Annotated in this window: 12 protein-coding genes; 1 reads left to right on the top strand and 11 read right to left on the bottom strand. The window is 56.4% G+C overall.

The window, feature by feature from the left end:
* The first annotated feature begins 88 nt into the window (after positions 1–88).
* Positions 89–331, top strand: coding sequence for a DinI family protein (locus ACJ8QF_RS10370; RefSeq protein WP_004935803.1), 243 nt, complete (start codon positions 89–91; stop codon positions 329–331).
* Positions 332–472: 141 nt separating this feature from the next.
* Here ACJ8QF_RS10370 and ACJ8QF_RS10365 read toward each other — a convergent pair whose 3' ends face one another.
* The 11 genes from ACJ8QF_RS10365 to ACJ8QF_RS10315 all read right to left on the bottom strand — a co-directional run bounded on the left by ACJ8QF_RS10365 (position 473) and on the right by ACJ8QF_RS10315 (position 12,544).
* Positions 473–1,639, bottom strand: a complete 1,167-nt coding sequence (locus ACJ8QF_RS10365) for a phage tail fiber protein (RefSeq protein WP_442537497.1) — start codon at positions 1,637–1,639, stop codon at positions 473–475.
* Positions 1,636–2,853 carry a tail fiber domain-containing protein gene (locus ACJ8QF_RS10360; RefSeq protein ID WP_442537496.1) on the bottom strand — a complete coding sequence of 406 codons (1,218 nt, stop codon included), beginning with the start codon at positions 2,851–2,853 and terminating at the stop codon, positions 1,636–1,638. Before ACJ8QF_RS10360 ends, ACJ8QF_RS10365 begins: the two co-directional genes overlap by 4 nt.
* Before the next feature lie 65 nt (positions 2,854–2,918).
* Positions 2,919–3,917 (bottom strand): DUF6453 family protein, encoded by a 999-nt coding sequence (locus ACJ8QF_RS10355; protein WP_442537495.1) that lies wholly within the window; start codon positions 3,915–3,917, stop codon positions 2,919–2,921.
* Between the two features lie 5 nt (positions 3,918–3,922).
* A complete protein-coding gene (locus tag ACJ8QF_RS10350; protein WP_442537494.1) occupies positions 3,923–7,129 on the bottom strand; it encodes a host specificity protein J in 3,207 nt (1,068 codons plus the stop codon).
* Between the two features lie 53 nt (positions 7,130–7,182).
* A complete protein-coding gene (locus ACJ8QF_RS10345) occupies positions 7,183–7,800 on the bottom strand; it encodes a tail assembly protein (RefSeq protein WP_080116077.1) in 618 nt (205 codons plus the stop codon).
* Positions 7,801–7,828: 28 nt separating this feature from the next.
* Positions 7,829–8,188: a hypothetical protein gene (locus ACJ8QF_RS10340; protein ID WP_131164966.1), complete on the bottom strand. Its 360-nt coding sequence runs from the start codon at positions 8,186–8,188 to the stop codon at positions 7,829–7,831.
* Positions 8,189–8,224: 36 nt separating this feature from the next.
* Positions 8,225–8,929, bottom strand: coding sequence for a C40 family peptidase (locus ACJ8QF_RS10335; RefSeq protein ID WP_131164967.1), 705 nt, complete (start codon positions 8,927–8,929; stop codon positions 8,225–8,227).
* A 9-nt stretch (positions 8,930–8,938) separates the two neighbouring features.
* Entirely contained in the window at positions 8,939–9,691 is a 753-nt protein-coding gene (locus ACJ8QF_RS10330; RefSeq protein WP_033639816.1) for a phage minor tail protein L, read from the bottom strand.
* A 9-nt stretch (positions 9,692–9,700) separates the two neighbouring features.
* Positions 9,701–10,039, bottom strand: a complete 339-nt coding sequence (locus ACJ8QF_RS10325) for a phage tail protein (RefSeq protein ID WP_004935824.1) — start codon at positions 10,037–10,039, stop codon at positions 9,701–9,703.
* Positions 10,039–12,330 (bottom strand): phage tail tape measure protein, encoded by a 2,292-nt coding sequence (locus tag ACJ8QF_RS10320; RefSeq protein ID WP_131164968.1) that lies wholly within the window; start codon positions 12,328–12,330, stop codon positions 10,039–10,041. Before ACJ8QF_RS10320 ends, ACJ8QF_RS10325 begins: the two co-directional genes overlap by 1 nt.
* Positions 12,323–12,544 carry a hypothetical protein gene (locus tag ACJ8QF_RS10315; protein ID WP_004935830.1) on the bottom strand — a complete coding sequence of 74 codons (222 nt, stop codon included), beginning with the start codon at positions 12,542–12,544 and terminating at the stop codon, positions 12,323–12,325. The genes ACJ8QF_RS10320 and ACJ8QF_RS10315 overlap by 8 nt, the downstream gene beginning before the upstream one ends.
* Positions 12,545–12,557: the final 13 nt, after the last annotated feature.

Genomic DNA, 12,557 nt, shown 5'->3' with positions numbered 1-12,557 from the left:
GCATCATGCAAAATTCCGCCCCCCTCTTGCCAACCGGCCTTCCTCAGGCCAGAATACTGTACATTAATTCAGTGTTTACAGGTGAGTCATGTTTGTAGAATTGGTGTACGACAAACGCAACGTCGCTGGGCTGCCCAACGCCGCCGAGATTATTCGCAACGAGCTGGAAAAACGCGTGCATGCGCTGTTCCCGGAAGCTGACGTGCGCGTGAAACCGATGCAGGCCAACGGCCTGAACTCCGACGCCAGTAAAAGCGATCGTGAGAAGCTGAACCGAATGTTGGAAGAGATGTTCGAAGAAGCGGATCAGTGGCTGGTCACTGATATTTGACGGGCAGTAACCCCCAGCGGGAACCTTGCCAGGCGGAACGGGCTGCGTGTTTGCCCGAGCCTCTCGGTGATAATGCCGGCGCCGATGCATTAGGCGGCCAATAACCTACTGCACCGGCATTTTACCTGGCATCCACTTTATTTATGAAACCGCGTTGGTTTCCGATGACGTGTCATCGTTTGATACCAGCGCCTCCGGCGGCAGCACTTCCACCCTTTCGCGCGCCGGCATGGCGAGTCGCAGATCGATCCAGCGCCCTTCAGGGATATCCATCGCTTCGCCAGCCACGACCGTTGCGGTATCGATGTCAAAACGACGTTTGCTGATTTTCACCGTAATGACGCCGTCGTTATCGGTGGCGGTTTCCACAAAGCACAGGCGGTTGCCGTTCACGTCCTGCGGCACTTCGATAGTCCAGCCCTCCTTTGCCAACCCCAGTGAGCCATTCAACTGATAAAGGCCGGTAGCGATTCGTTCCGCGCTCACCCCGTCCGCCTCACCATTAACCGCCGCGCAACCGGCCAGCGCAAAGCCGCCTTCCAGATAGTCAGCCTGCATATGCTCAGGCGCAGCGGACAATCTGGCGATCGGCGAGGCTTTCTTGATAAAACCGTTGGCGTCAACGGTAGTATTGCGCTCTCCCCATAGATACTGCCAAGTGATGGTCTTTACAGAACCAAACGAACTTCCAACCCACGCACCACGTGTAGCATTAATTGCAAAATAAGCGCAGCTCGGTTCTCCACTCATCGGTAAAGCCAGTACAGCGCCGATATCTTTTATTGGCGCGTTGACTGATGCCGCATTAAACCGGTTGATGAACGATGTGTTTTCTTGTGCGTATACATCAGCACGATGAATTGGCCCGGAACCAAAGCCCGCACTTGTTACAGGTTTCACGCTGTTTGCCGCGTTCTGCTCGCTGACTTTTGCCGCTGCTGCTGATGCTGCTGATGTGTCGGCGGACAAAGCCGCCTCTGCGCGTAGGCGATCGACGGTTTGCACAATCTCAGGCGTAACATCATTTTCTCCAGGGCGGCGCAGAAAATCATTGAGCGTGCCGGGCAAGGAATCGTTATAAACCTCGATAACTCCCACCCGTTCCGGCTGTGCGCCGTACACAGAGATAATGACCTCGTAAGCTCCCGGCTCCACGGATAGAGAGTATTTACCGCTATCATTCGTAACCGATTGTGATTTAGCCAGGCCCAATACCGTTGACGAGGTTCTGACTGCACGCATGGTAATGGTTACGCCGGAACGGGGATCGCCGTAAGGCCCTTTTAATACGCCGCTGATTAATGTCATTCGATTTCTCCATGAGAATTACTAGAGGATTTTATATTATTAACCTCAATAGACAGCTCTTTAACCGCTTCAATCAATAACGCAACAACACCATTTATATTAATATTAAGACAGTCATCAATGATCTCTCCATTTTTCTTATGAAGCGGCGATGTGGAAACAGACTCCGGGACAACCCTCTGTACCTCTTGCGCTATAACTCCAGCCTCTGGCCGCCCCTCTTTTAAATATGTATAACCCCCTATGCTTTTGAGCTTATTTAGCGCATTAGATATGTTATTTATTTCTGTTTTTAACCTTCTATCTGAAGATACATTCCACGAACCTGGTGCATACGCATCACCGCCATTTCTAAATTCATAATAAGAATTCGCACCACCGCCATAGACATGCATCCCAAAGAGATGGTGCTGACCAACTCTTTCATAATGGTATAGATCAGCTCGCAAATCGCCGTTACCAATAAATCTAAACCCACCGACTATATTGGTTCTATCTGATTCTTTTATTACATGGGACTTCGATACATAATCCCAACCGTCAATAGATAGATTTCCGGATAGAGCAACATCTGATGTTACTCTCCCTCCGCTCTTATTATTAACGGTTCCAAGTCTGCCATCATCACCAGCTGCAACGGTTCCAGATGTTGTGCCAACGTTTCTCGTCGCAGAGTTGCCAAGACCAAGGTTTGCACGTGCAGTCGCTGTGTCTTTTGCTCCCGTCCCGCCTTGAGCAACGGTGATAGCCGTGCTCAGCGCAGACAATTGAGTTATGTCGTTGTTTACCCCTTTAGCGGCTTTATTTTCCAATGCAGCAGTAATGCCATTCCAGGGCGGGCCGGTAAACGTGCTGCCGTCAGGTAACGTAACCGTAATGTTTCCGGTGCCGCTGAATACCTGCTGCCAGTTGCTTTTATCGAGATTCAACCCACGCAAGGCTTTTGCCGTCTCGGCAGCCAACTGGGCGGTGATGGCGTTCATCGTGTCGCGCGGAACGCCATACCATGCTGCGCCCGCCTGCGTTGGGCCATCATAGGCTTTAATCAGCGTGACCTGGGTGGCGCTATCAACGGTTTTTACCGGCAGCGTATAGGTGACACCACCGACCACGCTCACGATGAAATCACCGGCTTTCATCTCGGTGTTAAACGCCGTACCTGTGCCTTTCACTACGGCGGAATTGTTCGTTAGGGTAAGAGTGCCTGCGGGCATAATACTCTCCTGAATTTGGCAAAAAAAAACCGGCGGCAGGCCGGGTTGTTAAAGGTCTTTAGGTGTTAGAAATATTTGTCCGAGTCCAAAATTATCATGCGGTGATTCAGTGTCATTGTTCTTCCGATTAGGTTTTTACCTTCGCCAAACTTTGCCCCTTTTCTTCCATAAACTCTGCCACCTTGCATGCCTACGCCGAGATAGAAAAGATAAGTCCAGTTAGATGTCCCCTCGCCCAGAAAGCCATAATTCAGCACCGGAACCATCGGGCGGGATAATCCCGTTTCAATAGAACCCGTTCCATTCATTATTTGATAGGAACTATATGAAACTGGGGTATAACCCGTAGTGAAAACCAAGTCCCCAGCATTATTCCAGATAGCAATCCCATAATCAGGCATCTGCAAATCGGGTACAGTCGCCACAACACATATTCGCATCGTGGCACTAATGCCGTCACTGGTAGCGCCGTGACCATTATTGATGATCCGCCAGCCTCGGATTGCGTCTGTATATAGACCATTCCCATCTAGCATAATAGTTAATTCACCGTTTGCATTGAACCAGCTAACATAGATTACAGAATTTTCACGCCCCTGAACCCAGTCAGGTATACGCCAATATCCCGTAAAGTTAATTTCTTCCATATGTGTAATATATGAAATCTGAGATTTACCCAGTGTTGCAAACTGAACTGAATCTGTCATGAGCATGCCGTACTCCGGCGGGTCACTCGCAGGCAACGTTTCGAATACCTTTCCTCGAAATGAAATATTAGTTGCACCACCTCTGTAACTGTCAGACCACGTCTTGATACCGTCATTCTCCCTGACATAACCGGTGAGGTTACTTATGTTAGGTATTTCATAATAATACCGTTCCATCGGAACTAAAAAAATGTCGCTGCCTGGTGAAATTCCCGGCAATGGCGTCCATGCGTTACCATCGCGAAGGTTTACATTGATTGGGCCATCATAAACCTGCCTGATCATGCGCAGCCCGGAGTTAAACTCAATCATTTTCCCGTTTTGCGCGCGAGTCAGAATGCCGTACTCTTCCGCCATACCTGTTACCTCAGTTTACCGATACGCAATACCAGCTGATTCGAGCTGTTGTAATAATCATCACGGATGTTCGTCATCACTCGGCGTCCCTGACCAGGGCTATTGCCGTTCATCTCAAATTCACCATTTCTGAAGTTAATGCTCAACCCCTGCTGGCCCGGCTGATAGTTATCAGATGACAGACGATCTGATAGTTTCGCCGTCCCAATTGAGGCATCCGCAATTTTTGCTGACGTGATTGAAGCATTCCGAATAAACGCGTCGCTAATAAACACCTGCCCATCCACAACAGCAAACGGCGAATACTGATTGCTGTTGTTGCCGCTCATCAGCACGAACTGGTTGGCGTTAAAGCCGACGCGGGTGGTGACCGGCCTGCCGTTTTCCGCCAATACCGCGATCGACATGCCGGCGTTATAGAAGGTGCCGTTCACCCGCACGCCCGCTTTCAGCGTATGGATGGCCGTGGCGCCGTCGGCGTCTACCGTCGCCGTCAGTTTGTCTTCCAGCACCGCCGCCACGTCGTCAATCTGCGCCTGCACCTGGGTTTTCATCTCGGCCAGCCCGCGATCGACCTCCGCGATGGTGGTTTTCACCACCATGATATCGGCGCGCACCGTGCCGTACTGCGCCCACTGGTGATCCACCGTCGCCTTGTTGGCCAGCGCATTCTGTAAGATGGCGTCGATGTTGGTGTCGATATCGCCCACCAGCCGCTCGCCGTCTTTCGCGGTCAGAAGATCGTCGCCGATGTTCTCGAGATAGTCGCCGGCGTCCGCGTTCGCCTGCCCGGCGCTCCAGCCTGTCCAGTCGCCCTGATTGCCCGTGCGGTCTTGCAGGCGCGCGCGGAACCAGAAGCCCTGTCCCGCTTTCAGCCCGGTCATGGCGTGGGTGTGCAGCGGATACGGGATATCGGCCAGCAGCATCGCATTATTCCCGGCGACGTTGTCCGCATACTGAATTTCGGTCTTGAGCGTATCTTCAGCGCCGATGGGGAACGCCCAGTCGAGCTGGATGCCCCACAGCAAAGGCGATGCCTTGAAGTCGACCGGCATCGGCGGTTTACCCTCTTTGCCCTTGAGGTAGGTTTCCATCGAGGTCGCCCAGACAGACGACACATTGCTGGCGTTGATGGCCCGCACCCGCACCCGATAACGACCGGCGTAAATCCCCGGCACTTCAAAGCCGAGCGCCGAGGTGCGCGGCACCGACACCCAGTTGCCGTTATCTTTGCGCCATTCCGCCTCATAGGCGATGGCATTTTCAACCGCGCCCCAGGCGGCGCGCAGGGTGGTAATGGCGATACCCTGGCTCACCGAGGAGTAGCTGTCGATGGTGATGTTTTTCGGCGGCGCCTGCACGCCGGGCGGAATGATGGAGATCGGACGATCGTCGATACGCGCGCCGGTATCGATGCGGGCGTACTTGTTCGGATCGTGTTCCGCGGCGTTGACGGTATAGGTGTTATCGCCGTTGTCGGCGATGCCCACCACGCGGTAAAGCTGCACCGCCAGGTCGTCCGCGTCGATGGACCAGGCCGCTTCCGGCGTCGGCGTCTCGCTGTAGGCCGTGGTGACGGTCACTACGCGTTCATTCACCGCCTGCACGGTGCGCGCCTGCGCCCGGCCGGAAGGCAGGTTGACGATCAGGCGATCGCCGGCTTTAGCGCCCGGCTTTCTGTCCAGCGTCAGTTTACGTCCGTCCACGCCGCTGAGGCGCCCGCCAATCACTCGTCCGGCCAGCATCTGGTCCGCCACGCCGACGATATGCCCCGGCATGGGGATCATACCGTCCAGCCCCACGGAGAAGCTAACCGTACGATCCTTGCTGTTAGTCAACAGCGCCCAGCGGCCGCGGCGGTTCGCTTCACTCGGCGTGGTGCAGCCGATAGCCGTCAGCTCGGTCTGGTTCACGTCGTAGCGGCGCACCAGATCGCTGTCGAATACCGCCTCTATCGCATCGGCGTAATGGTTGCCCGGATCGGACCAGCTGACCATCGCCGTACTGTAGCGGGTGCGTTCGCTGGCGGACGAGTAGGTAAACTTGCCGTCGATCACGTTGGCGCGGGTGTAGGTGAAGTCCATATCGCGCGGCATGTCCGCCAAGGCGACCATTTGGTTTTGCCCCCAATAGGTCATGCCGCGGAAGATGCCGGCCAAATCGCTCAGCACCGTCCAGGCCTCTTCCCGTGACTGCAGATAAACGTTGCAGGTGAAGCGCGGCTCCATGCCCTCGCCGCCGCGCCCGTCCGGCACCGGCTGATCGCAATACTGCGCGATGCGGTACAGTTCGGACTCGGAGACCTGGGAGGCGTCGATGCGATCGCCCAGGCCAAAGCGCTCGGCCAAAATAATGTCGTAAAACACCCACGCCGGGTTATCGCTGTAGGCCCACTTAAAGCCGCCGCTCCAGATGCCGGTATAGCTGCGCGTTTGCGGATCGTAATTGTCCGGCACGCGGATCAGGCGGCCGCGCGGTTTACAGGTGATCTTCGGGATGTTGGGGAACTGCTTTGAATCAAACTCAACGTAAAGCAGCGCAGTGTTCGGGTAGCGCAGCTTGGCGTCGATGATTTCGGTCAGCGCCACGATGTTCATCCGGTCGGCGATCCGGGCGCTGTTGGCGTTAGGCGTCAACCGGCGCACGCGCAGCTGCCATCCCGTGGTGGCCTTCGGCAAATTGATGCGGTGCGAGCGTTCATACAGCGAGGTGGTTTTATCGTCGATCGCCGCCGTTAACACCTCCTGGTAACTGCCGCCGTCGGTCGCCACGTCGATGGCGTACTCGATGCGATAGCCGTTGACGTCGCCGTTGTCCGCCTGCTTTTGCAGCATGGGCCAACCCAGGCGCAGGCGGACGGCGGAAAGTTGCAGGTTAGAGACGGAGCGCACCCACGGCGCGCCGCTTTTCAGTTCGCTGCCGACCGAGATCTCATTCTCAACGGCGGGAATGCCCTGGATATATTCCTGCGCCTGCGAGCCAGGGCGGAACTCCCAGCGGAAACCGGGAAAGTTTTCCGTTCCATCGCTGCCCAGCACCGGCGTGCCATCAACAAAAATGTTTGTGCCATCCAGCCCGCCGGCAAACTCCCCTTCCCCCAGTGCGAACAGCATCTTCGCTCTGGCGATCGACTGAATGCTGTCCGGCGATTCTACCGGCGTGTGGCCGCCACCGCCGCCGCCTTTTCGCCCACGGATCATGTTCTGTGCCATATTTCGCCCATAAAAAAAGCCGCTATTGCGGCTGTCTGTTCAAACGGATGTCGTTATTGCTGGTCTTCGGTATAAATACCTGCGGAGATAATCGCCCCGCCAATTTCACGCGTGCCGTACAGCACGCCGACGGGGTTGCCCTGCGCCGTGGTGTTGACCGGCCCGCCAAAGGCATAGCTCGGTTTATTTTCCGGGCCTTGCCGCATGCGCAGCCCGCCCATTTGCGGGGAAAGCATTTGGACGACGCCGCCGAGGGCCATTGCGGCACCGCTCATTGCCAACACCCCACCGAACGTACCAGTCGAACCAAAAGCCGCCCACCCAGCAGGGCCGGTTAGCATCGCAGCCCCAATCAAAGCGATACCTAAAATAGTTTGGAATAGACCTGCACGTTTGCTCCCAATCACGACAGGAACAAGGTGAATATCTTCCGTCCCTTTGGTTAACTCCAGTTCCTCCTGCCCGACATTGCGCTTACCAACGAAAACTGAAAATGTCAGACCGCGTTTGTGAGCTTCAAGCATGTAGCGCTCAAAGCCGGGCAGCAGATTTTTCATGGCATCAATAGCCTTTGGTACATTGCGAGCACGATACTCAAATTTTTTTCCAAATATGCCAACCATCGGGCCATGGAATCGTATTGTTCTCAATGGTATTTCAATAAAAGTCATAAGGCCTCGAAAAAATATTTTTAAATCCCTACAAGCAAGATTTAATCGCTATTAAGGTCACTTTTATTCTCCGCTCAGGAAAAAGAACGGACCTTGTCCCTTCGCCATAATAAACAACTTTCGTTCCGGTATTAATCTTAAGTAAATCGATAAACTCCAGCCCAGCCAGTGGAACTAAAGTTACTCCATTTTCTAAAGGCTTAACTGTCGTATTAATTGCAGGCCCATTATAAGTTTCACTATCTAATTTTGGAATTAAACATGTTTCCATTTGCTCCAGTGTTTTGGTTGTCGAAAAGGTTTGCGTTGGATTTTTTCTAATGTCTGTATAACTCATTGCACATCCCGCCAAACCCAGTACCACCAGCCCAATCATTAACTTTTTCATTACCTTTTCCTTAAGCTGAAAAGTGGAATGATAGCATCACATCAGGGCTTTGTGGCGCAACACCTTCACCGTTCGCTCCTTCCAATAACCACCGTAAGGCACCCGCTGGCTGAGCATGCCATACATATGGTGCAGCAACAGGCCATCTGCCAGCAGAATGCCGGCGTGGTTGGCCACCGGCGCCGAAACCTGCATGACCGCCATGTCGCCTGGGCGCGGCGGGCCATCGAACTCGCGAAAGCCGCAGGCATGCCAGTTATCCAGATAGCGGTTTTCACCCCGCTCCCACCACGGATAATCAACCCGATAATCATGCAGCGCCAAGCCGTGCTCCTGCCGGTAATAGCTCATGATCAGCCCCCAGCAGTCGGTATGCCCCAGCACGAACTGGCGGCCCACCAGCGGCAGTTCGCCGCGCGGCAAAATGGTGCGCAAATCCCCCTCCGGCCAGCTGACTATCGCCCAGGGCAACTCCATCGCGTCGCACTGCGCCTTGTCCAGCTCACTCGGCTGCGTGGTGGCGTCCGGGTGGCTGTGCACAATAAGGGTGATGGTGCCCCATTCGGCGGCGGCCACGTAGTCTTCCGGCGCCAGATGAAACTGTTCGGTGGGGTTGTCCGCCAGGTTGCGGCACGGGAAATAGCGCTCCACGCGGGACTTTTGCGCCACCACACCGCAGCATTCGCGCGGATACTCAGCCCTGGCGTGCGCCATAATGGCCGCCGCGGTTTTTTCTTTCATGCTCGCCCCCTACTGCCGGATCAACGCCGCGCCGGGGAAGCCGCCGAACGGCAGCGGCTCGTGCTCGCCAAAGCGTTTTTGGCAGTCGCTCAACAGCCCGCCGCAGCGATCCTGGCTCGGGTCATCCACCGGGTTGCCCTTGTCGTCAAAGTAACGGCTACCGGCGTAATCGCAGCCCTTGCCGGTGCGATAGCCACCGCGCGAGCACCAGGTGCACAGGCTGTGGATTTGCCGGGTCGGGATGCGCAATCCCCGCAGGTCCGCCGGGCTGGAGAGTTCGAACTCCACCGCTTCGTCGCTTTCTGTCGCCTTGCGATCGATGTAGAACACCTGCAGCTTTTCCTGCAGCGGATCGGCCGAAGAGTTCCCTTGCGGGAAGTTGCGGGCATCAAGGTAGTGCACCAGCGTGTCGTGGATCCGCACCTTGGCCTGCGCCATGTCCTCAAACTGCAGGCAGAGCGCGCTGATCAGGCCGTTGATATTGGCGACCGACAGCTTAGGCGCGTTGCCCTGGCTGTCGGCGGAAATCTCCAGCCCTTCAACGCTAAACGGCCACGGGCCGTACTCCAGCCCCTGCCACCAGACCGATTTCGCCGGCAGTTTGCTTTCATCACCGCCGGCGGCGGCCAGCTCTTGCGGCGTAAACGGCAGGGTATCGCAATGAAAGCGCAGAATATCCGCGCCAAACCGGGTGCCGTCCACCTCAATCAGGCGGATGCGGTTGCCCGGCTCCAGCTTTTGCAAATCTGAATTCAGCATCATCTCCCCCGGTTAAACGTGAAAAGCCTCGGTAAACGTGGCCGTCAGTGAATAGTTGTCCCCGCCCATGGCGACAGGCTTATAGCCCTCGCAGCGGTACAGGCCGGGAACCTGCGTTGGTGGCGTCCATTGGAAGGACTTCACCCCGTGATGATTTTCCAGAAAGACGATGATCGGCGTGATGTAGTCATACTTGCCGACAAAGGTCAGATCCCAGGAGCGTACGATCGGGTTAATGCCGTCGCCGGAGACCTGCGCATAGCCGTCGCCGAACTGCGCCTTTCTGACGCGAAAGCGCATATCGCCGGCGGCATTGACGCGCGCCGGAAATTCAAATGTCTGAATGCCCATTACATCCCCTTGATTGCTTTCCAAATCGGCTGGCCCGGCATCAGGTTACGGTTGATTACCTTTTGGCTTTCCTGCGCAGCAATATTGCCCATCCGTTTACCGAACTCGCCCCATCCCGGATCGGCCTGCGAACTGACGTTGCCGCCGTTCTCGATGGTGATGTAGACATTCGGCGCCGCCGCAGACTGTTGGCCGCCGCCGATCGCCCGCACGCCGAGCGAACCGTCCGCGCCGCGTTTGAGCGGCATGATGGCCTCCGGCCCGGCTTCGCCCATCAAACCGGCGCCTCTGGCGAACGCGAACAATGTAGGATTGCTGACGATCTGGCCGCTGAATGCGCTCAGCGAAGGCGAGGCGTATACGCCGCCTTTGGCGTTGGGGACATAGCCTTGCCAACCGGTCGGCATGCCCATCGCGCCTGAACCGGCCGCGCCCGCGCCGGCGCTTGCAGCCCCGCCCAGCAAACCGCCGCCGATGCTCATAAAGGTAGAAAGAATGGTTCTGGTCAACAGCGCCTGCATCGCCAGATCGATCAGTTGCTGAATGATGGACTGCGTCATGGAGGTCATCAAACCGAGCATGCTTTGCTTAAAGTTTTGCGTCCCGGTCAGCAGATCGAACATCATGCCGGAGGTCCGTTCCCGCGTCATGTCCACCAGCCCCAGCGCCATCTTGTGCACGCGGCTCTGCCCGCCGAACAGGCTCAGCGCCTGCTGATACTGAGCGTCCGACGATTCTTGCGTCGCCGCCTGCATCAGCTGTTCATAGCGCTGTTTATCCAGAATGCCTTGCTGGTAGTAAGCCTGGTATTGCGCCTGCTGCTGCACTAGCTGGTTGTTAAGGCGAGCGACCGGATCCACATCACCGGCAATGTTCATACGCGGCGCGGCAAGCGCGTCGGTTTCGGCCTTCAGCCGCTGGCGCGTCGTTTCTTGCTGTTGCATCCGGCTGGCGGTATGGTACTCGCGTTCGGTCAACAGCCGCCCGTCATACAACGCCTTCAGCTCCTTGCCGACCTCTTGCTCTTTACGCACCGCCGCCTGCCCTGGCGCGTATTGTTCAGCGAGCTGTTGCCGCTGCCGCTGGTACTTCTCGGCGTTCAGCGCCATCGCACGCTGCACATCGGCCTGCCCGGCACCGGCCGCCTTGGCCGTTGACGCCAGCTTGGCCTGCGCGCTTTGTTCATCCTGGGTGATTTTTTCGAGGCTGCTCAGATGCGCCTGCTCGATTTCCTGACGCAGCTGTTGGTACTGATCAAGAGCCTGCTGCTTACCGTTATCGTTTAAAATACGACCGACAGGAGGAGCGCTAGTTTGATGGCTCTTAGGCTTAACAGGTTTGATCTCAACATGGCTATCATTGCCATTCTGTGCATTAACGGCATTGCTTCGCCGAAGCCGGATCGCTTTCTCGCCCTTAATGACATCTTCCAACTGCGCTTGCAAGGCGTTCCGTTCTTTCTTCACCTCTTTGGGATCAGAATAGAGGAATCCCAACAACCCTTTGCTTCGCCGCTCTAAGCCAGCAATTCGGATATCGCTCCTGCGCGCCAGTTGGTTTTCGATCTTGGCTTTTTCCTCACTGAGCGTCTTTAGCTGATCGTCGAAGGTATCAATTTTGACGGCGAGCTTTGCCTTGGAGAGCTTGCTGAGATCTTCGGCCGTCTCGACCGCCGCATCTTTCAATGCCAAAGCCGATTGACGGGCCAATTGGTTTTGCTCATGGAAGTACAGCATCGCCAATCCCGCCTGGATGGCGACACCGATCGGGCCGCCAAGCGCCCCCAGCGCGACATTGGCGACACGAGACGCCGCGCCGACGCCCGATGTCGCCTGAGCCGCCCCGCGCGCTGCCGCAGCCTGATCGCGCCAGGCCGCCGCGCTGTCATTCAGGCCGCCGGCCAGTTTCAGCATCTCCTCCGCCCGGCTGCCGCCTTCGCCGGAAGCGCTGCTCGCCTGGCGGGCCGCATCGTCCAACTGTTTCATCTGCGCCGTCGCGGCGACGGTGATGGACGCAAGTTCGGTGAGCGCCTGCCCATACTGGCGCGAGGTGGCGGCGAGGCCCTGCAGCGACAGCTCAACGCCGGCCAGCCCAGCCAGTTTCCCCGCCAGGCCGCCAAGCGTGCCGTCGATGCGTTGATACGACTCGTCGGTCTTCTTCGCATCCTGCTGAGCCTGGCGGTTAAATTTGGCGGATTGTTCCCCGGCGGTGCGGTAAGCCGCCGTCAGTTTGTTTTTAAAGTTGGTGTCATTCAGTTGCAACCCGACGACCAACTGTGCGGTATCAGCCATTTCCCAGCACTCGCATAACGTCAGCACACTGCATATCAATACTGCTTTGCGCGGGCTGACCGGATTGATGAACGGGGGCACTCTCCGCCGCATCGGCCGTCATGCCTTGCAGTTTGAAGTATGCCCGCCAGTGATTCAGGATGTGCGCCGGCATCGCGGCGATCTTGCGAGGATCCGACTCACCCCAGCGATCGGCCAGTTGGAACACCAACATCAGCCAGGGCGAG

This window comes from Serratia sp. CY81684 (assembly GCF_052166595.1).
GTDB lineage: Bacteria > Pseudomonadota > Gammaproteobacteria > Enterobacterales > Enterobacteriaceae > Serratia > Serratia nematodiphila.
The sequence above is the reverse complement of the archived record's forward strand: the minus strand, read 5'-3'. Positions and strand labels throughout refer to the sequence as shown.

Excerpts from the sequence above, each read along its gene's own strand:
- ACJ8QF_RS10370 (WP_004935803.1), top strand. The coding sequence starts at position 89 with ATGTTTGTAGAATTGGTGTACGACAAACGCAACGTCGCTGGGCTGCCC.
- ACJ8QF_RS10365 (WP_442537497.1), bottom strand. The coding sequence starts at position 1,639 with ATGACATTAATCAGCGGCGTATTAAAAGGGCCTTACGGCGATCCCCGT.
- ACJ8QF_RS10360 (WP_442537496.1), bottom strand. The coding sequence starts at position 2,853 with ATGCCCGCAGGCACTCTTACCCTAACGAACAATTCCGCCGTAGTGAAA.
- ACJ8QF_RS10355 (WP_442537495.1), bottom strand. The coding sequence starts at position 3,917 with ATGGCGGAAGAGTACGGCATTCTGACTCGCGCGCAAAACGGGAAAATG.
- ACJ8QF_RS10350 (WP_442537494.1), bottom strand. The coding sequence starts at position 7,129 with ATGGCACAGAACATGATCCGTGGGCGAAAAGGCGGCGGCGGTGGCGGC.
- ACJ8QF_RS10345 (WP_080116077.1), bottom strand. The coding sequence starts at position 7,800 with ATGACTTTTATTGAAATACCATTGAGAACAATACGATTCCATGGCCCG.
- ACJ8QF_RS10340 (WP_131164966.1), bottom strand. The coding sequence starts at position 8,188 with ATGAAAAAGTTAATGATTGGGCTGGTGGTACTGGGTTTGGCGGGATGT.
- ACJ8QF_RS10335 (WP_131164967.1), bottom strand. The coding sequence starts at position 8,929 with ATGAAAGAAAAAACCGCGGCGGCCATTATGGCGCACGCCAGGGCTGAG.
- ACJ8QF_RS10330 (WP_033639816.1), bottom strand. The coding sequence starts at position 9,691 with ATGATGCTGAATTCAGATTTGCAAAAGCTGGAGCCGGGCAACCGCATC.
- ACJ8QF_RS10325 (WP_004935824.1), bottom strand. The coding sequence starts at position 10,039 with ATGGGCATTCAGACATTTGAATTTCCGGCGCGCGTCAATGCCGCCGGC.
- ACJ8QF_RS10320 (WP_131164968.1), bottom strand. The coding sequence starts at position 12,330 with ATGGCTGATACCGCACAGTTGGTCGTCGGGTTGCAACTGAATGACACC.
- ACJ8QF_RS10315 (WP_004935830.1), bottom strand. The coding sequence starts at position 12,544 with ATGTTGGTGTTCCAACTGGCCGATCGCTGGGGTGAGTCGGATCCTCGC.